General features: G+C 27.6%; 21 protein-coding genes. All 21 read left to right on the plus strand.

Features of this window, described 5'->3' with window-relative positions:
- Positions 1–173: 173 nt before the first annotated feature.
- Complete coding sequence (locus HF850_RS00530) at positions 174–1,127, plus strand: ABC transporter permease (RefSeq protein WP_169103521.1); 954 nt, start codon at positions 174–176, stop codon at positions 1,125–1,127.
- A 40-nt stretch (positions 1,128–1,167) separates the two neighbouring features.
- Entirely contained in the window at positions 1,168–2,127 is a 960-nt protein-coding gene (locus HF850_RS00535; RefSeq protein WP_206151551.1) for an iron chelate uptake ABC transporter family permease subunit, read from the plus strand.
- Between the two features lie 166 nt (positions 2,128–2,293).
- A complete protein-coding gene (locus HF850_RS00540; protein ID WP_169103522.1) occupies positions 2,294–3,049 on the plus strand; it encodes an ATP-binding cassette domain-containing protein in 756 nt (251 codons plus the stop codon).
- A 123-nt stretch (positions 3,050–3,172) separates the two neighbouring features.
- A complete protein-coding gene (locus tag HF850_RS00545) occupies positions 3,173–4,111 on the plus strand; it encodes a siderophore ABC transporter substrate-binding protein (protein WP_169103523.1) in 939 nt (312 codons plus the stop codon).
- Between the two features lie 346 nt (positions 4,112–4,457).
- Positions 4,458–5,333 (plus strand): 50S ribosomal protein L11 methyltransferase, encoded by an 876-nt coding sequence (locus tag HF850_RS00550; RefSeq protein ID WP_169103524.1) that lies wholly within the window; start codon positions 4,458–4,460, stop codon positions 5,331–5,333.
- Between the two features lie 17 nt (positions 5,334–5,350).
- A complete protein-coding gene (locus HF850_RS00555; protein ID WP_169103525.1) occupies positions 5,351–5,797 on the plus strand; it encodes a MarR family transcriptional regulator in 447 nt (148 codons plus the stop codon).
- A gap of 11 nt (positions 5,798–5,808) precedes the next feature.
- The gene (locus HF850_RS00560; RefSeq protein WP_169103526.1) at positions 5,809–6,276 is read left to right on the plus strand and encodes a UPF0158 family protein; all 468 of its coding nucleotides are present in this window, start codon (positions 5,809–5,811) and stop codon (positions 6,274–6,276) included.
- Positions 6,277–6,348: 72 nt separating this feature from the next.
- On the plus strand, positions 6,349–6,672 hold the full coding sequence (locus HF850_RS00565) for a DUF5661 family protein (RefSeq protein WP_169103527.1): 324 nt from the start codon (positions 6,349–6,351) through the stop codon (positions 6,670–6,672).
- Positions 6,673–6,757: 85 nt separating this feature from the next.
- Entirely contained in the window at positions 6,758–7,150 is a 393-nt protein-coding gene (locus HF850_RS00570) for a zinc ribbon domain-containing protein (protein ID WP_169103609.1), read from the plus strand.
- Positions 7,151–7,290: 140 nt separating this feature from the next.
- Positions 7,291–7,461, plus strand: coding sequence for a hypothetical protein (locus HF850_RS00575; RefSeq protein WP_169103528.1), 171 nt, complete (start codon positions 7,291–7,293; stop codon positions 7,459–7,461).
- A 217-nt stretch (positions 7,462–7,678) separates the two neighbouring features.
- The gene (locus tag HF850_RS00580; protein ID WP_169103529.1) at positions 7,679–8,854 is read left to right on the plus strand and encodes a class I SAM-dependent rRNA methyltransferase; all 1,176 of its coding nucleotides are present in this window, start codon (positions 7,679–7,681) and stop codon (positions 8,852–8,854) included.
- Positions 8,855–8,981: 127 nt separating this feature from the next.
- Positions 8,982–10,187: a cation:proton antiporter gene (locus HF850_RS00585; protein WP_347564365.1), complete on the plus strand. Its 1,206-nt coding sequence runs from the start codon at positions 8,982–8,984 to the stop codon at positions 10,185–10,187.
- 281 nt (positions 10,188–10,468) lie between these two features.
- Positions 10,469–11,692 (plus strand): chloride channel protein, encoded by a 1,224-nt coding sequence (locus HF850_RS00590; RefSeq protein ID WP_169103531.1) that lies wholly within the window; start codon positions 10,469–10,471, stop codon positions 11,690–11,692.
- Positions 11,693–11,769: 77 nt separating this feature from the next.
- Positions 11,770–13,143, plus strand: a complete 1,374-nt coding sequence (locus HF850_RS00595; protein WP_169103532.1) for an MATE family efflux transporter — start codon at positions 11,770–11,772, stop codon at positions 13,141–13,143.
- Between the two features lie 97 nt (positions 13,144–13,240).
- Positions 13,241–13,867: a DUF488 domain-containing protein gene (locus tag HF850_RS00600; RefSeq protein ID WP_169103533.1), complete on the plus strand. Its 627-nt coding sequence runs from the start codon at positions 13,241–13,243 to the stop codon at positions 13,865–13,867.
- Positions 13,868–14,088: 221 nt separating this feature from the next.
- Entirely contained in the window at positions 14,089–14,937 is an 849-nt protein-coding gene (locus tag HF850_RS00605; RefSeq protein WP_169103534.1) for a DegV family protein, read from the plus strand.
- 3 nt (positions 14,938–14,940) lie between these two features.
- Positions 14,941–15,399, plus strand: coding sequence for a PadR family transcriptional regulator (locus tag HF850_RS00610; RefSeq protein WP_169103535.1), 459 nt, complete (start codon positions 14,941–14,943; stop codon positions 15,397–15,399).
- A gap of 65 nt (positions 15,400–15,464) precedes the next feature.
- Positions 15,465–15,602 carry a hypothetical protein gene (locus tag HF850_RS00615; protein WP_169103536.1) on the plus strand — a complete coding sequence of 46 codons (138 nt, stop codon included), beginning with the start codon at positions 15,465–15,467 and terminating at the stop codon, positions 15,600–15,602.
- 150 nt (positions 15,603–15,752) lie between these two features.
- Entirely contained in the window at positions 15,753–16,976 is a 1,224-nt protein-coding gene (locus HF850_RS00620) for an NAD(P)/FAD-dependent oxidoreductase (protein WP_169103537.1), read from the plus strand.
- 162 nt (positions 16,977–17,138) lie between these two features.
- Positions 17,139–17,792, plus strand: coding sequence for a (d)CMP kinase (gene cmk / locus HF850_RS00625; RefSeq protein WP_169103538.1), 654 nt, complete (start codon positions 17,139–17,141; stop codon positions 17,790–17,792).
- 52 nt (positions 17,793–17,844) lie between these two features.
- Entirely contained in the window at positions 17,845–19,749 is a 1,905-nt protein-coding gene (locus tag HF850_RS00630; RefSeq protein WP_169103539.1) for a bifunctional 4-hydroxy-3-methylbut-2-enyl diphosphate reductase/30S ribosomal protein S1, read from the plus strand.
- The last annotated feature ends 129 nt before the right edge of the window (positions 19,750–19,878 follow it).

A 19,878-nucleotide genomic window follows, 5' to 3' on the forward strand; every position in this document is an offset into this window, starting at 1 on the left:
AAATAGGCTAATTAGATAATTAATATCCAATTAGTCTATTTTTTTATAAAAAATCGTTGACAAGTTAAAATATATTAGATATTATATACTGGTAATGAAAGGGATTATCAATTGATTTTGATTATTAAAATTTATAATATTTAAAAATTAAATAAATAAGGATGAGAAAGAAGATGAATAAAAAGATATTAATACCAATCTTTATTGTTTTATCATTTGCTTCGCTTTTTATAGGAGTACATGATATTTCAATAATGGATATAGTTAATTTTGATTATGATAAGATAAATATTTTATTAATCAGTAGAATACCAAGGCTTGTAGGACTTATTTGTGCAGGGGTAGGCATGAGTATAAGTGGTGTTATAATGCAGCAGATAAGCAATAATAAATTCGTGTCTCCAACAACTGCAGCAACCCTTGATAGCGCTCAATTTGGTGTAGTAATAGCAATGTTATTTCTACCTGGAGCTGCACTTATAGAAAAAATGGTATTTGCATTTACTTTTGCCTTGGTAGGAACGTTTTTATTTATGAGAATACTTAAAAATATAAAGCTTAAGAATGCAATCTTTATTCCTCTCGTAGGTATTATGGTTGGTAACGTAATAGGGTCATTAACAGAGTTTATTGCTTATAAAAACAATTTGGTACAAAATGTAGGAGCATTTTTCCAAGGTAAATTTGCTATGGTTATGAAAGGTAATTATGAACTTATCTATTTTACAATTCCACTATTATTAATAGCATTATTATATGCTAACAAATTTACAATCATAGGAATGGGAGAAGATATTTCAAAAAATCTAGGGCTTAATTACAAGAAAGTTAGTAATATAGGACTTACAATAGTAGCATTAATAAGTGCGCTTGTAATAATAACAGTCGGAAGTATTCCTTTTGTAGGGCTTATTGTTCCAAATATAGTTTCATTATATAAGGGCGATAATATAAGCAAAAACATTATAGTCACAGCATTATTTGGAGCAAATTTCGTTCTTATTTGTGACATAATTGGAAGATTAGTAATTTATCCATATGAAATTTCAACAAGTGTAACTGTTGGAGTTATTGGAAGTGCTATTTTCCTTTACTTAATATTTAGGGGGAACAAAAATGCAGCATAAACCAAAACAAAAGAATATTTTTTTTAATAAATACATGAGAATGAATATTAATAATGATAAGAAAAAGCTAGTAATATTAAGTTTAGCAACAGTTCTTATAGTATGCCTATTCTTATTTACAGGGCTTACTCCTAGAAATTACGCTTATAATTTATCTAGAAGAATCCCCAAAGTAATAGCTATATGTCTTACTGGAGGTGCAATAGCATTTTCTTCTACAATATTTCAAACTGTAACAAATAATAGAATACTAACGCCTAGTATTCTTGGGCTTGACTCACTTTATAACTTTGCACAAACAGTTGCCATATTTGTATTTGGTGTAGAAAGTATAATGATGACAAATAAGCAGGTTAACTTTTTTGTATCTACTTTAATGATGATTTTAGGAAGCATAATACTCTACAAAGCAGTATTCAGTAGAGGAAATAACGTATTTGTATTACTTTTAGTTGGTACTGTAATCGGTACATTTTTTAGAAGCTTAAGTTCATTTATGTCAGTGCTTATTGATCCTAATGACTTTGTAGTGCTTCAAGGGAAAATGTTTGCAAGCTTTAATAATGTAAATACAGATATTATATTCATAGTAATAGCCATATTTGCTTTAATTGCATTTATAATGCGTAAGGATCTAAACAAGCTTGATGTTATGCTCCTTGGAAGAGAAAATGCAATAAATCTTGGTATAAATTATGATAAGCTTAGTAAAAAAATATTACTTATAGTTGCTGTTTTAGTATCAGTTTCAACAGCATTAGTAGGGCCTATAACATTTTTAGGACTTTTAGTAGTAAATTTATCGTACCACTTATTTAATACATATAAACATTCATATATTATTACAGGCTCAATACTTATAAGTATTGTAGCACTAGTAGGTGGACAGTTTATTGTAGAAAGAGTACTAAACTTCTCTACAACTGTAAGCATAATAATCAACTTTATAGGTGGAATTTACTTCATTTATATGTTGATTAAAGAAGGTCGTAAGAGCTAATAAACTATTATAAATATATAAATTAAAAAGCTAGAGAGCTTTAGATTATCTAATTTAAAGTTCTATAGAAATTAGATAAGTTTAGATTTATAATTCATGAATTTTTAGTGATTGTAAAGCTAAAAATTTAGGAATTATAAATTTAAGATTATAAGAGGAGGAAAATATGATAGAGGTTAAAAATCTAACAAAAAAATATGGAAATAAAACTGTTGTTGATAATGTTTCTTTTAATATAGAAAAAGGTAAGATAACTTCATTTATAGGGCCTAATGGTGCTGGGAAGAGTACAGTCCTATCAATGATTTCAAGAATAATGGATAAGGATAATGGAACTGTTACTATTAATGGTACAGAACTTGAAAAATGGAATGATACAGAGTTAGCAAAAAAGCTTTCAATATTAAAACAATCCAATAATATTAATGTAAGACTTACAATAAGAGAAATAGTAAGCTTTGGGCGTTATCCTTACTGTGAAGGAAGATTAAAAGAAGAGGATATCAAATATGTAGATGAAGCTATAGCTTATATGGAGCTTACAGATATTCAAGATAGATATTTAGATGAGCTAAGTGGAGGTCAAAGACAAAGAGCTTATATAGCAATGGTTCTTGCTCAAAATACTGAATATGTTTTCTTAGATGAACCTTTAAATAACCTTGATATGAAACATTCAGTTTCTATGATGAAGGTATTTAGAAGACTTGTAGATGAATTAAATAAAACAGTTGTAATAGTAATGCATGATATAAACTTTGCATCAGTATATTCAGATAATATTGTTATATTGAAGAATGGTAAGTTAGCTAAAAATGATACAACTGAAAATATTATTAATAAGGAAACATTAGAAGATATTTATGAGATTAACTTTGATATAAGAGAAATTAATGGTAATAAGATAAGTGTATATTTCTAATAATAAATTAAAGAGTTAATAAAGAGCTTGAAAGAATTGCTCTTATTTATAGAATAATTAATGATAATAATAATCAAAAGCAATATAGTAATGCTTAAAAATATAAGAAAGAGGTAATTTTACATGAAAAAAAGAAGATTATTAAGTTTATTAGGGGTAGTAGTATTGGCAACTGGATTATTTGCAGGATGTTCAAGCAGCAATACTACATCAACAAAAACAACTGAAACTATAACTGTAACTGATAGAAATGGTGAAGTAGAAGTCCCAAAGAACCCAGAAAGAGTTGTAGTTCTTGATTATGGTTCGCTAGATATAATGGATGATTTGGGAATAGAAGCAATAGGAGTTCCCAAAAGTAACTTGCCTGAATATTTAAGTGAATATAAAAATGAAAAATACACAGATATAGGTGGAGTTAAAGAATTTAATTTTGAAACAATAAATTCAATTGAACCAGACTTAATTATAATTGAAGGAAGACAGGCGGAATCTTATGATGAACTTTCAAAGATTGCTCCAACTTTATATTTAGGAAGCACAGGTTCAGATTATTATAATGGTTTAAAGGATAATGCAGAAATATTAGGTAAAATATTTGATAAAGAAAAAGAATTAGCAGATAAATTTAGCTCTTTTGATTCAAGAATAAATACTATAAATGAAAAAGTTAAGAGCGAAAACTTAAATGCATTAGTTTCAATGGTAAGCGATGGTAGTATGAGTGTTTATGGTTCAGGTTCAAGATATAATTTAATCTTTAATGAATTAGGATTTACACCAACAGATGATTCTATTCAGGTTTCAAACCACGGCCAAAGTATTTCAAATGAATATTTAGCAGAAAAGAATCCTGGATATTTATTCGTTTTAGATAAAGGGCAAATTACTGGTTCAAACGCACAACCTGCAAAAGAAATCGTAGAAAATGAATTAGTTAAAACTACTGATACATATAAAAATGGAAATATCGTATATTTAGACACACAAGCATGGTATGTTGGTGGAGCTGGGTTTAAAGCTTTAGATAAAATGCTTAGTGATATTGAAAATGCACTTTAATAAATAACCCAAGAGTTCTATCTTAAATTTGGATAGAACTCTTTTAATTATATAAAATTATAGTGTGAAAAAACTATATACTTAAGTTATAGCAAGACCTTGTAGCATGTTGTATATATGCTCTTTTTTAATTATTGTAGTGCTTTTTATTTCTAAATTTGAAAATTCTAATATGATAATAAAATACTATTTATATGATAAATTCAGCTTTTAATAATGATTATTATATACTATATATGATTAATCACTATATAAACTTCTTATATATTTTGTTTTATGATATAATAACACCTATGTCAATTAACAATTAAAATTCATATGATAAAAAAATTTTGAGGTGAAAAACATGATTCAAATATCATTTCCAATTAAACATTCAGAAGTAGATGAAGTAATAGATAAATTAATAAGTATAGGTTTAGACTCAACATATTATGATGCACCATATGATGTTACAATAGATTCCAATGGATATGGTTTTATTGAAAGAGAAGATGAAATCGTTGAACTAAAAATATTTCCACAAGAAGAGACTATTGAGGAATGTGATTATCATTTAAATAATATTAAAGAATTATTAAACATAGAAGATGAGATAAAAATAATAAACCTTGATATAGATAATTGGCAGATGCCTTTTGAACCAGTAGATTTAAATAATGGTTATGTAATTGCAGAGCCAAATTACGATATATCTTATGAAAAAGGCAAAATTAATTTTGAATCACAAGGTTCATTTGGAACTGGTCTTCATGAAACAACTCAAGATCTTTTAAGATACATATTAAATGAAGATTTTACAAACTTAAAAGTACTAGATTTAGGAACAGGTTCTGGAATTTTAAGTATAGCTGCTGCCATAAAAAATGCTGAGCATGTAACTGCATTAGATATAAGAGATGTTACAGAAGAGGTTACTCATAATTTTAAATTAAATAAACTTAATAATATTGAAGTTTTAATAAAAGATGTAACAAAAGAAAAAATTAATTTTAATAATATTTATGACGTTGTATTTATAAATATAGGTGGAGATGAAACAATAAGTTCAATGGAACTTATAAATAATGCAATAAAACCAAATGGAATATTATATGTTTCAGGTCTTGTTGAGTGGAGCAGTGAAGATATATATAACAAGATTAAGGAATATGGTTATAATCTTGTTAAAAAAACTCAGACTAATGAATGGGTAACTATGATTTTAAAGAAAAATAACTAGAATAAGAGGAAAATAAAATGTGTAAAACAAAAGAAGCAATCAATAAACTACTCGTAGAAATATATAATGATATTCTACAAATAGAGGAAGAAACACTTAAAAAGGATGAACATTCTGATTTAACTATAACCGAAATACATACTATTGAAGCTATAGGTATAGATAAAGAAAAAACAATGTCTGAAATAGCTCAACAGCTTAATGTTACTCTTGGTACTCTTACTACAGGTATAAATAAACTTATAAAAAAGGGTTATGTTGAAAGAAACAGAACTGAAGAAGACAGGAGAATAGTACTTGTAAGACTTACTGAAAAAGGAAAAGTTGCATATAAGCATCACGAAGAATTCCATAATGAGATGGTACAAAATTCAGTTAATGATTTAACTGAAGATGAAAAGAAAGTACTTGCTTCGTCATTAGAAAAAATTAAAAATTTCTTTACTAATAAATATAATGTCTAGGAGGTAATCAAGTGAAAGTTAATTTAAATGATGTTATAGAATGTATAGAATTTGAAAACGAAAATTTAAATCATTTTTATAATAAGAAAACAGGAATTATAATTTATAAGGAATCTTCTGATACTAGTAGCTATAGTGCTTCAGATTATAATAGAATAAATGAATTTGAAGAATGGGAAAGAGAACTTATAGAATCTTTATATGATTTGGAAAATAATCCTGACGATTATATTAAGCTTCCTGGAGAAGAAGATATAAATGAACTTAAAATATTAGTTAATTTCTGCAATTCCTTCAGTGATATTTTAATAGACGATATATTAAATAAAAATATAGATGATACAAAAAAGATTCAAAAAATCAAGAAAATAATAGAAGAAAAAAATATGCTTAACGACTGGTATGAATATAGAGAGCAGAGTGAAAGACAGATTGCTATAGATTGGTGTAAAGATAATAATATAGAATTTGAGGAGTAGTAATTAATATAAATTCAACATTTACATGTATAATTAATATAATAATCATAATTAATATTTTTGGAGTTAAATATGAAAAAGCTTGATTTTGTTCTTATGAAATTGCGTGGTGACAATAAGAAAATTTCATTTACAAGAGATGAAGCAGAAAAGATTGCTAAATCTCTAAAAATAGACTTTAACAAAGAAAGATTTAATTTTGATGAATTTTATAAAGGTGTAAATGTTGAATTAGAACATGGAACAAGATATCCAAGAGCAAATGTGACAAATAATAATCCTATTCTAACTGGAAAAATTGCACTGGCACATTTATTAGAATTCCCTGATTATTATACAAGACTAAGTAAGCTTGAAGAGGAAGCCAAAAAGTACTGGAATAATAGAAAAAATTAAAAATTATTATAAGCTAAAGATATAAGATTATATGCAAAAGATAATATAACCATACGTAGGATTAATAATGAAAGAAGGGATTCATATGTTTTTTATTGGAGTTTTTGGTATAGAAGATAAAGAAGTTGAAATCATGACTTTGAATAATTTTACATGTAAAAGCTGTAACATACAGACAAATAGCAGATTGTACAAAAGATATAGTTTCTTTCACTTCTTTTTTATACCTTTATTCAAATGGAATATTGAATATTATGTTGTTTGTAATTCATGCAATTCGGTTTATTCTATTCCAAAGGAAAAAGGAAAAGCTATAGAAGATGGTGAAGATATACAAATTACATACTGGGATTTAAATGAAGTCAACTCTAATTATTATGGCTATACTTCATTTAATAGGTGTTCAAGCTGTGGTAGAGAAATAGACAAAAACTTTGATTACTGTCCTTACTGTGGAAACAGAATAAAACCATATTAATGAAAAATATAAAAACATATTATTTTATTAGTGTAATATATTTCTTTACTTAGAAATATATTAATAATAGATAATATGTTTTTAAGATCTTGAACATATCTTTAAAGTCTTGAAACAAAAATAATAGGAGCGGATTTTAAATGAGTACTGTTAAAGAAAAAATAACCTCATACTGTCAAAAAAGTAAATTGAATATGAAAAAATTTTCTATTAAAGCAGTTGAGGAAGGATATTTAGCAACTGATGGTGAGGCTTCTCTTATTTTCAGCAAAGACGGAACCCTCCTCTGTTTACCAATGTATAAATTGTAACCGTTTCATAAAAACCATAGAATTAATGGGTAAGTAATGACTATTAATTCTATGGTTTTAATATTTTATTATTTGAAAAAACTAATACTGAAACATTAGAATGAAGAGCTAAGTAAACCTTATATGAGTAGCTTGAAATATTTTCTATTGTTAAACTAGCATATAATCTGCATTAGTGTTATAATCGTGAAAGTGACAATTTGGAAGGAGACTTTATATGTACAGTAAGTTTTTTTTATACGAAGGAAAAAGTAAAAAAGTTGAAAACGGAAGACCATGGATATATAGACATGAAATAAATGAATATGATGGCGATTATGAAAATGGAGACATTGTTGATGTTTATAACAGCAAAGGATATTTTATAGCAAGAGGATACATAAATGATGCAAGTAAAATTGCCATAAGAGTAATGACAAGAGATATTCATGAAAAAATAGATGAAGAATTCTTTAAAAGAAGATTTAAAATAGCTTGGGATTATAGAAAAACTGTTATAGATACCTCTTCATGTAGATTTATATTTGGAGAAGCTGATTTTCTTCCAGGTCTTACAGTAGATAAATTTGAAGACTATTTTGTAATTCAAATATCTACATTAGGAATGGATAGACATAAAGATTTAATAGTTAAAATATTAGTTGAAGAATATGGTGCTAAAGGTGTTTATGAAAGAAGCGATATTAAAACTCGTGAAATTGAAGGATTAGAACAAACAAAAGGATTTTTAACAGAACCATTTGATACTAATGTTCAGATTATAGAAAATGGTGTTAAATACATAGTTGATATAGAAAATGGTCAAAAGACTGGTTTCTTCTTAGATCAAAAAGAAAATAGAGCTGCAATTCATAGAATCTGTAAAGATAAAGAAGTGTTAGACTGCTTCACTCATACTGGTTCATTTGCACTTAATGCAGGTATAGCAGGTGCTAAATCAGTTCTTGGTATAGATGTATCACAACATGCTGTAGATTGTGCAAGAAGAAATGCTGAATTAAATAATCTTCAAGATACAGTTAAGTTTGAATGTCATAATGCATTTGATGTTCTTGGTGAGTGGTCTAGAGAAGGAAAAGAATTTGATGTTGTTATTTTAGATCCACCAGCATTTACAAAATCAAGAGATACAGTGAAACAGGCTATAAGAGGTTATAAAGAAATTAATCTTAGAGGTGTAAAGATGGTTAAGAGTGGTGGATATTTTGCTACATGCTCATGCTCTCACTATATGTCAGAAGAACAATTAAAGAAAACTGTTTACGAAGCTGCTCATGATGCAAGAAGAACTCTTAGACAAATAGAAATACGTACACAAAGTTCTGACCACCCAATACTTTGGAATAGTGATGAAACATTCTACTTGAAATTCTTTATATTCCAAGTATTCTAGTATATTTTTATTATAAAAATTATTTATTTAGAATTGTAGTTTATTGAAAATAATTGAAAATATGGTAATATATAGATAGAAATAACAATTAATATAAAAGTATTAATATAAACATAGGGGGATGATCATTATGTCATACAGATACTTACTAGATATAGCATTAATCCTGTTGAGCACAAAACTTTTATCATTATTAACTAGGAAATTTAATCTTCCTCAAGTTGTTGGTGCTTTGCTTGCTGGGGTTATTATGGGGCCTGCGATGCTTAATATATTACATGGAACTGAATTTATTAAGCAGATGGCAGAATTGGGTGTAATTGTTCTCATGTTCACAGCAGGTATGGAAAGTAATCTTGATGATTTAAAAAAATCTGGAAAGGCTTCTTTTATTATAGCTACACTTGGAGTAGTAATTCCTTTAATAGGAGGAACTATTGTAGCATATTTTTTCAATAATGGCGAAATAACTAATGTAAGTATGACACTACAGAACATTTTTATAGGAATAATTTTAACAGCCACATCTGTGAGTATTACAGTAGAAACTTTAAAAGAGTTGGGCAAGCTTACTACAAAAGCAGGAAATGCTATTCTTGGTGCAGCTATTATAGATGATGTACTTGGAATACTTGCATTAACAGTAATAACAAGTTTAGCAGATCCAAATGTAAATATAGTAATGTGTTTCCTTAAGATAGTTTTATTTTTTGTATGTGCACTTATAGTAGGTCATTTTATACACATATTATTTGATAAATGGACACTTAAATATAATGTTGATAAAAGAAGATTTGTTATAGCATCATTTGCAGTTTGTTTATTGTTCTCATTTTCAGCAGAACAATTTTTTGGAGTAGCAGATATAACTGGAGCTTTTATAGCCGGTCTTATATTCTCTCAAAATAATGAATCATCATATATGATGGCAAGATTTGAGACTGTTTCATATATGCTTTTATCTCCAATGTTTTTTGCAAGCATAGGCATAGGAATAAGTGTTTCTAAATTAGATATTTCAACATTAGTTTTAACTATACTTCTTACTCTAGTAGCTATTTTAACAAAAATTATAGGTTGTGGATTAGGAGCAAAATTATGTGGATACACTAATAAAGAAGTAATTCAAATAGGTACCGGTATGATTTCAAGAGGTGAAGTTGCCTTGATTGTTGCTAGTAAGGGGCTTGACTTAGGACTTATGAGTAATTATTTTATACCACCAGTAATAATAATGGTCATAATAACAACTGTTGTAACACCAGTATTATTAAAGATTGTATTTAGTGATAAAAATAAAATTATAGGGGTAAAAACTCAAAATTATTCTTAAAGAAATATTCTTTACATTTAATAAGTTTAAGTGAATGTTATTATTATCTTGACTAAATTATTAATATAGTATATCTTATTATGAGGGAATGAAGTCTCCCGTGATAATAAATCTAAAGTGCGTAAATGCTGATGACTTCTGTGGTTAAAAATCGCAGAAGTATCAGCTTTTTTTCTTTTAGTTAACATATTATATGTTTTAGCATTTTAATTTGAATCTTTATATGTAACTGTATTAGATTTAAATTATATAAATTAATAAAAAATAGACAGAGGTGAAAAATGATTAAGAAATTATATGAAGATTATAAAAACATATTGATTTTAGGCCTTATGGCTTTATTAATTGGTGCTGTTGTAGGGATCATTGATACTATCTTTGGAAAAGTATTATTAGAAATTTCAGATTTTAGGACTGAAAATTTTAATAGACTTATATGGTTTCTTCCAATAGCAGGTCTTATAATAATAGGCTTATACGATAAAATAGGGAAAGATTCTATTAAGGGAATGTCACTTGTATTTGGTACAGCTCATGGAACTGAAGAAAACATACCAAAAAGACTTGTACCACTTATTATGTTAACAACATGGATTACTCATTTATTTGGAGGAAGTGCAGGAAGGGAAGGTGTAGCAGTACAAATTGGAGCAACTATTTCTCATATATTTTCTAAGATAATAAATATTCCAAACAGTAAAAGAATATTTATAGTTACTGGTATGGCAGCTGGTTTTGCAGGACTTTTCCAGACACCAATAGCAGCTGTTTTATTTGCTCTTGAAGTGTTGATAGCAGGTACTTTAGAGTATGGAGCATTATTTTCAGCCGTTATAGCATCATTTACAGCAAGCTATACTTCACATTTTTTAGGACTTGAGAAATTTTCATTTGCACTTTCAGAAACAGTGAATATTAACTTGTCTTTTGTAATTAAAATAGGACTTATAGGTATTATATTTGGGGTTACAGGTGGAGCATTTGCTTATGTTCTAGGAACTACGAAAAAATATTTCAGCAAGCTCATTCAAAACCCATACTTAAAGATTTTTACTATTGGTATATTTTTGACTTTAACATTGTTTTTATTTTATAAGGGTAGATATTCAGGGCTTGGAACGAATCTTATATCTTTAAGCTTTAGCAATGGTCAGATTTATTATTACGATTGGATATTAAAATTTTTATTTACAGTAATTACATTAAGTGCAGGATATCAAGGTGGAGAAGTAACACCACTATTTTCAATAGGTGCAAGCTTGGGAATAATACTAGGTGGACTATTAGGACTTCCAGTTACATTTGTAGCTGCTTTGGGGTATGCTGCTGTTTTTGGAAGTGCAACCAATACGTTATTAGCTCCTATATTTATTGGAGCAGAAGTATTTGGGTATAATTATCTTCCGTTTTTCTTTGTAACATGTACTTTAGCATATATATTTAATGGGAATAAATCAATTTATTCATCTCAAAAATTATTTGATTTGAAAAATATTAATATATAAAGTCTTTATTATATTACTAAAACATGATATCCTATAATTTGACATTATTTATAAAGACACGGAGGATAAGAGAATTTATGACAAAAGATATGACTATGGGAAATCCTGCTAAACTTATTGTTTTATTTTCAATACCATTACTAATAGGTAATATATTTCAACAGTTTTATAGTATGGTTGATACTATAATCGTTGGGCGATATGTTGGTGTTAATGCATTAGCGGCAGTAGGCTCTACAGGTTCCATGTTTTTTCTTATAAACGGCTTTGTAGTAGGTATAACAAGTGGTTTTGCAATACTTGTAGCCCAGAAGTTTGGTGCAAAAGATGAAAAAGGATTAAAGCATGCAGTAGGAAGTGCTGTTATTTTATCAATTTTAGTAATAATTATTTTTACAGTTGGAAGTTTATTAAGTGCTAACCCACTTTTAAAATTAATGAACACTCCTGAAAATATATTTAATGATGCATCTACATACATAAGAATAATCTTTGGTGGAATATTTGCTACTTTAACATACAATATGCTATCAAGTATTCTTAGAGCATTAGGAGATAGTAAAACTCCCTTATATTTTTTAATAATATCATCAGTGTTAAACATTGTTCTTGATTTAGTATTTATAATAAACTTTAAAATGGGTGTTGCAGGAGCGGCATATGCAACTATTATTTCACAAGGTTTTTCAGCATTATTATGTCTCTTTTATATGCTGAAAAAATATAAGATACTAAGACTTAAAAAGGATGATTTTAAAGTTAACAAAGATTATTATATTACTCACTTAAAAATTGGAATACCTATGGCGCTTCAATTTTCAATAACTGCAATTGGTATAATGACAGTGCAAGGTGCTATAAATGTATTTGGATCTGTTGTTATTGCATCATATACAGCCTCTTCAAAAGTTCAGCAGATAGTAATGCAGCCAGCAATAACTTTAGGAGTAACTATGGCAACATTCTGCGGACAAAACTTAGGATCTGGTGATTTCCATAGAATAAGAGCAGGCGTAAGAAAAGGTGTGGAAATATCATGTATAACTAATATAATAGCTGCTTTTGTTCTGATGTTTGGTGGAAAATACTTTATGTCTTTATTTATAGAAAATCCAAGTAATGAAATTTTAAACTATGGACAATTAGTGTTTAATTACTCTGCATATTTCTTTGTACCATTAGGTTTGATATTCATATATAGAAATGCACTGCAAGGTATGGGACAATCATTTATTCCTATGATGGCAGGAGTTTTTGAACTTATAGCAAGAGCAATAGTAGCATTTACATTGCCTAAATTCATAGGATTTACTGGTATATGTTTAGCTGATCCATGTGCATGGCTTGCAGCAGCAATACCCTTAGGAATAGTTTATTATAAGAAAATAAAAGAAATAACTGAAGACAAAACTTCTGATTATGCAAAGATACAAATGTTAGATGTAGAATAAATAAATTATATAAAAAATAAATTGATAGCGTAAAGTTATTGATTTATTTTTTATTTTTTTGTTATATAATTGGTTGTATAAAAGGAGGTAGGTCGATTTGGATATATATACAATAGGTCATTCAAATTATCCCTTAGAAAAATTAGTAGATATGCTTAAATATTATAATATAAATACAGTTGTAGATATAAGAGGCACTCCTTATTCTAAATATAATGTTCAGTACAATAAAGAAGCTCTTGAAAAAAGTCTTAAAGAATTAGGCTTTATATATATTTATATGGCAAGAGAATTTGCTGCAAAGAGAGTCCCAAAAGTTTCATATAACAAAGAAGGATATTGTGATTTTGAAAAAGCAGTAAATGAAGATTCTTTCAAAAGTGGTATAGAAAGATTAAAAAAAGGATGTGAAAAAGGCTATAGAATAGTGCTTCTAGGAGCTATGCAGGATCCAATAAGATGTCATAGAAGTATATTAGTTGGTAGAGAACTAGAAAAACATGGATTTAATATTCATCATATTTTAGATGATTATTCTTTAGCAACCCAAAGGGATATAGAACAAAATCTCTTAGATAAATACCATAAAGATAGAACACAGCTTACAATAGAACACTTATTAGGTACATCATTAAGTGAAGAGGAACTTATCAATGATTCTTATAAAAAGGCTAATAAGGAAATTGGATTACGAGTAGAAAATATAAAAAATAAAAATATATAATTTAATGTTGTATATTTTTTGAATATTATTTATAAAATATAATTGATTAATTTATATCAATTACATGCCAAAACAAAGCAAACATCTAAAAAATATTGATTTTAATAATAAATCAATATTTTTTTATAAAACTATATCAGTATTGATATATATCACTATTGATAATTATATCTATAGTGATATAATAAATAATATAAAGATTTTATAAGGAGGATTTGCATTTGGAAAAAATAGCAATAATAACAGACAGTGCTAGTGATGTAAGTCTTGAACTTTTAAAAGAATATAATATTTCATTATTACCTTTTAGAGTATTTTATCAAGATAAAGAATATGCTGATAGAATTGAACTTACTCCAGAAATGATGTACGAAAGATTAAAGGATGAAATTCCTAAAACTTCATTACCAAGTACTGAATTAATAATAGAAACTTTAGATAATCTTGCAGATGAGGGATATACTCATGCAATATTTATTACAATATCTCAAGCATTTTCAGGAACATATAATGCTATAAGACTTATATGTGAAGATTATGATAGATTAAAAACATTTGTATTTGATTCTAGAAGCCTTACTATGGCAGAAGGTGCACTTGTTGTAGAATCAGCAGAATTAACTAGACAAGGAAAGAGTTTCGAAGAAATTTGCGACCTTTTACCTAAAATTAGAGATAATATAGAATTATTCTTTACAATTGATACATTAGAATATTTACAAAAAGGTGGAAGAATAGGAAGAGTAGCTAGTGCTGTTGGACAGTTTTTAAATTTAAAGCCAATAATAACTATTCCTGATGATGGTAAATTTTCTGTGGCATCAAAGGTAAGAGGATCTAAACAGGCTATTTCAAGATTAGAAAATATCTGTAGAGAATATCTTGAAAAAGATAAGTATAAAGTATGGGTTCTTGATGGAGATGCTAAAGAAAAGGCATATGAATTAGTTGAAAAAATTAAAGAAATGCCAAATGTAGTGGAATGTACTTATGCAGGGACAATAGGAGCTTCACTTGGAATAAATACTGGACCAGGATTAGTGGGATTTGCTTTGGAAAGGGTAGAATAATCTATGACTACATTGCCTAGTTATGATAAAAATTCTATAAAAGAAGAAGAAAAGAGATTATATGAGGAGTATAAAAAGAAATTAGCTGCTTTAAAAAAATCTCAAAATGACAAGGAAAAAAACACATCAATATTTACAAAAGGTCTTCTTCCTATATATGTTCTATATCTTTTATCTTTAGGCCCTACAAATGGTAATGAAATATCTAAAAAGATAGGAAAAAGAACAAATGAAAAATGGGTTCCAAGTACTGGAGGAATTTACCCTCTTCTAAAAAGAATGGAAGCTGATAACCTTATAGAAGGTCAATGGGATAATCCTAATAAGAAATTTCAAAAGACTTATATTCTAACTGAAAAAGGATTCCATGAATTTGAAAGTAAAAAAGCAATACTTAAGGATAAAATAAAAGATTCATTAGAAGTATTTGAGATAATTTTTCATGATTTATATAAAGAATAAATACCATAATAATATTGCATAATAAATAAGAAGAATTTTATATATTATGGAGGATTTTATAGTAAATGAGTAGAAGAAATTTTTTAAATATTGGAGAGGTTGGCAACTTTACTAAAAAAGCAGTTGAAAATTTCGAAGAAAACATAGTTAATAGAAAAAATTATTTAGAAAAAGTAAAAGAAGATTCAAAAAGCAAAGAATAGTGCTATCTTAATCATATTGAAGTTCGGATTTCAATTCTGAACTTCTTTTAAATTGAAATAAAGTTCTTTTTTCTTGTATAATTAAAATATTAAAATAAATATTATTATTAAACATAAGGTTACAACATAATTAAGGAGCTGAGTTAAAATTTGAAAAGGGTTATAATAATAGGGGCTGGACCAGCAGGAATAATGGCAGCATTAGAAGCTTCTAAAAACCATGAAGTTATTTTGGTTGATGGAAATGAGAAAATAGGTAAAAAATTGTTTATTACAGGTAAGGGAAGATGTAATGTAACAAATGCAAAAGATATTTCAGAATTTTTTGATTACATACCTGGAAATTCTCATTTTTTATATAGTGCATTATATAGTTTTACTAATGAAGATACTATGAATTTTTTTGAAAAAGAAGGAATTAAATTAAAGGTTGAACGTGGAGATAGAGTTTTCCCTAATTCTGATAAATCTTCAGATATCTTAAAGGGGCTAAATAGTGCATTGAAAAAGACTAATGTTAATGTAAAATTAAACTCTAAAGTTACAGATATCAATTGCAAAAATAATAAAATTCAATCTGTAGTAATAAATAACAAAGAAATTTTAAAGGGTGATTATTTTATATTAGCAGCTGGTGGAGCAACTTACCCACTTACTGGTTCTACAGGTGATGGAGCTTTATTTGCAAAAAAATTAGGTCACACAATTGTACCTTTAAGACCAGCACTTGTACCACTTAAAGTTAAAGATAATACTACAAAGAATTTAAATGGATTATCATTAAGAAATGTAGAATTGAATATTAAGGAAAATAATAAAAAATCTATATACAAAGAATTTGGTGAAATGAACTTTTCTGTTCTAGGTATATCTGGTCCTATTGTATTAAAGGCAAGTAGATTTATAGAAAATGGCAGATTATACACAGCACATGTAGATTTAAAGCCTGCTCTTAATATAGGGGAATTAGATAAAAGAATTCAAAGAGATTTTTCAAAATATTTGAATAAACCGTTTAAAGAATCATTAAATGATTTACTGCCACAAAAGATTATTCCAATGATAATAATGAATTCAGGAATAGATGAAGATAAAAAAGTGAATGAAATAACAAAAGAAGAAAGAAAAGCTCTTGTAAATTCAATTAAAGACTTTACTTTTGAAATAGGTGGCCTTAGACCAATAGCAGAAGGTATAGTTACAAAAGGCGGAGTAGATGTAAAGGAAATTGACCCATCTACAATGAAGTCAAAAATAATAGAAAACTTATCTTTTTGTGGAGAAGTTATAGACGTAGATGCATTTACTGGAGGATATAATGTTCAGATAGCATTTTCAACAGGATTTATTGCAGGAAATAATATAGAAAATTAGTGATTTTAAATTAACTATTTTATAGCAAATATAGAGTTTAATATAATTTTTTGCAAAATAATAGGTAAATATATTAAAGATATTCTTGTTTGAGACAATAAAAAATTATATAATCTTATTGTAGGCGTTAAATTATGGGACTAAGAAATGAGGTAAATAAAATTGAAAACATGCGTAGCAATTGATGGACCAGCAGGTGCTGGTAAAAGTACAATAGCAAAACTTGTTGGTAAAGAACATAATCTTATGTACATAAATACAGGAGCTATGTACAGAGCTGTTGCTCTAAAAGCTAAAGAAAACAATTTAGGTCCAGATAAGGTTTCTGAAATAATAAACCTTATAGACAAAATGGAAATGCATTTTGAAAATGATGACTTAATAGTTGATGGAGAAAACATTCAAGATAAGATAACAATGCCTGAAATAAGCAGTATAGTATCTGCATATGCAAGCATTCCTGAAGTGAGAAAAGTTCTTGTAAAACTTCAAAGACAAATGGCTGATAAATTTGATGTAATTATGGATGGAAGAGATATTGGTACAGTAGTATTAAAAGATGCTAATTTTAAATTCTTCTTAACAGCCAGTGCCGAAGAAAGAGCAAATAGAAGATTTAAAGAACTACAAAACAGAAATATTGAGTGTTCTTACGATACTATTTTAAAAGATATAATTGAAAGAGATTACAAAGATACTCATAGAGAAACTGATCCATTAAAGAAAGCAGATGATGCTATAGAAATAGATAGCACAAGCCTTGATATTAATGGAGTAGTAGAAGTAATAAATAATTATATATATAACAAAAGATAATTTTACATGGATAACTAAATAATATTATCCAGAGAATAAGGTGGTAGCTAGTATGAGAAAAGTGACACTTGCTAAAAATGCAGGATTTTGCTTTGGTGTACAAAGAGCTGTAGACGAAGCATTAAGAATACAAAAAGAGTATAATAAAAAGATATATACATTAGGTCCTTTAATACATAATAGTGACGTAGTTAAGTTTTTAGAAGAAAATAATATTTTTTCTATAGAATTAGATGAAATATCTAAATTAAATCCAGGAGATATAATTGTTATAAGATCACATGGTGTACCACAAAAGGTTTTATCTACACTTGAAGAGGCTGAGCTTACAGTAATAAATGCAACTTGTCCTTTTGTGAAAAATATTCAAAAGAAAGTTCAGAAATATTCTAATGAAGGTTATCATATAGTAATATTAGGTGATAAAAATCATCCTGAAGTAATAGGTATTAATGGATGGTGTGATGATTCAGCTACAATTACTAAAGATGGTAATTTGGAAGAGAACCTTCCAGATAAAGTATGCGTTGTTTCACAAACTACTGAAAAGAAGAAAAATTGGGATAATACTTTAGAAAATCTTAAAGATGTAAAAGAATTATTACCATATAATACGATTTGTGCAGCAACTGACGTAAGACAGAAGAGTACATATGAACTATCTAAAGAAGTAGATGCAATGATTGTAGTTGGAGGTAAAAATAGTTCTAACACTACAAAATTATATCAAATTGCAAAAGAAAACTGTGAGAAAACAATTCATATAGAAAACTTAAGTGAATTGCCAGATGATTTTATTAATGATGATATAAAAACAATAGGTGTTACAGCTGGTGCTTCAACACCAGATTGGATTATTAGGGAGGTACTTGATAAAATGAGTATGGAAAACAATGTAAACAACGAAGATCAATTAGCATTAATGAATGCAACAGATATGAAAATTGTAATTGGTACTGAAATTAACGAAAAAGTAATAGCAAAAAATAATGATGGTATCGTAATTGCAATGAGTGGATATGGAATGGATGGTTTAATTCCATACAACGAATTAACTTCAAAAGATAATGCAAAAGAATTTGCTGAAACTATAAATATTGATGATACAATAAAAGCTAAAGTTATAAAATTACAAAACAATGATGGATTTGTTGTGTTATCAAGATTAGAATATGAAAAAGATGAAGCTTTCAAAGAATTACAAGAATTATTCGATGAAAAGAAAACTTTTGAATTAACAGTAAAAGAAGCTAAGGAAAAAGGACTTGTAGCTTACTATAAAGGTGTAAGAGTATTTATACCAGCATCTCAAATAGATACTAAATTCACTGAAAACAAAGAAGATTTTGTTGGAAAAACAATTGAAGTAAGATTAATTGATTTCAGTGCAAAAAATCCAGTTAAAGTAGTTGCTTCAAGAAGAGTTTTACTTGAGGAAGTAAAAGAAGCTAAAGAAGCTGCTGCATGGAATACTTTCAATTTAGGAGATGTAGTTAAAGGTGAAGTTAAGAGATTCACAAACTTTGGTGCTTTCGTTGAAATTAATGGTGTAGATGGATTATTACACTTATCTCAAATTTCATGGAATCATGTTAAGAGTGTTGAAGATGCATTAAAAGTAGGTCAAATCGTAGATGTTAAAATCATAGGATTAGATAAAGAAGCTAAAAAGCTTTCATTAAGCATGAAAGAATTAATGCCAAAACCATGGGAAAATGTTGCTGAAAAGTACCCAGTTGACTCAGTTGTTTTAGGTAAAGTTGTAAGATTAAGCAAGTTTGGTGCTTTCGTAGAATTAGAACCAGGTGTAGATGGATTAGTTCATATATCAAAGATTTCTCACAACAGAATTGAAGATCCAGCTGAAGTTTTAACTATAGGAGAAGAAGTTAAAGCTAAAATCTTAGGCGTTGATGAAGAAAATAAGAGAATAAGCTTAAGCATTAAAGATATTTAATATATAAATAAAAATGCAGGTATCATATAATTGGTACCTGTTTTTTTATTATTCAAAAGGATACTTTTAATAAACAGTCATATTTCTAAATATACTAGAATATATAGGTTTTGATTTATTGGTTCTATA

Source organism: Clostridium sp. SM-530-WT-3G (assembly GCF_012843905.1).
Lineage (GTDB): Bacteria > Bacillota > Clostridia > Clostridiales > Clostridiaceae > Clostridium.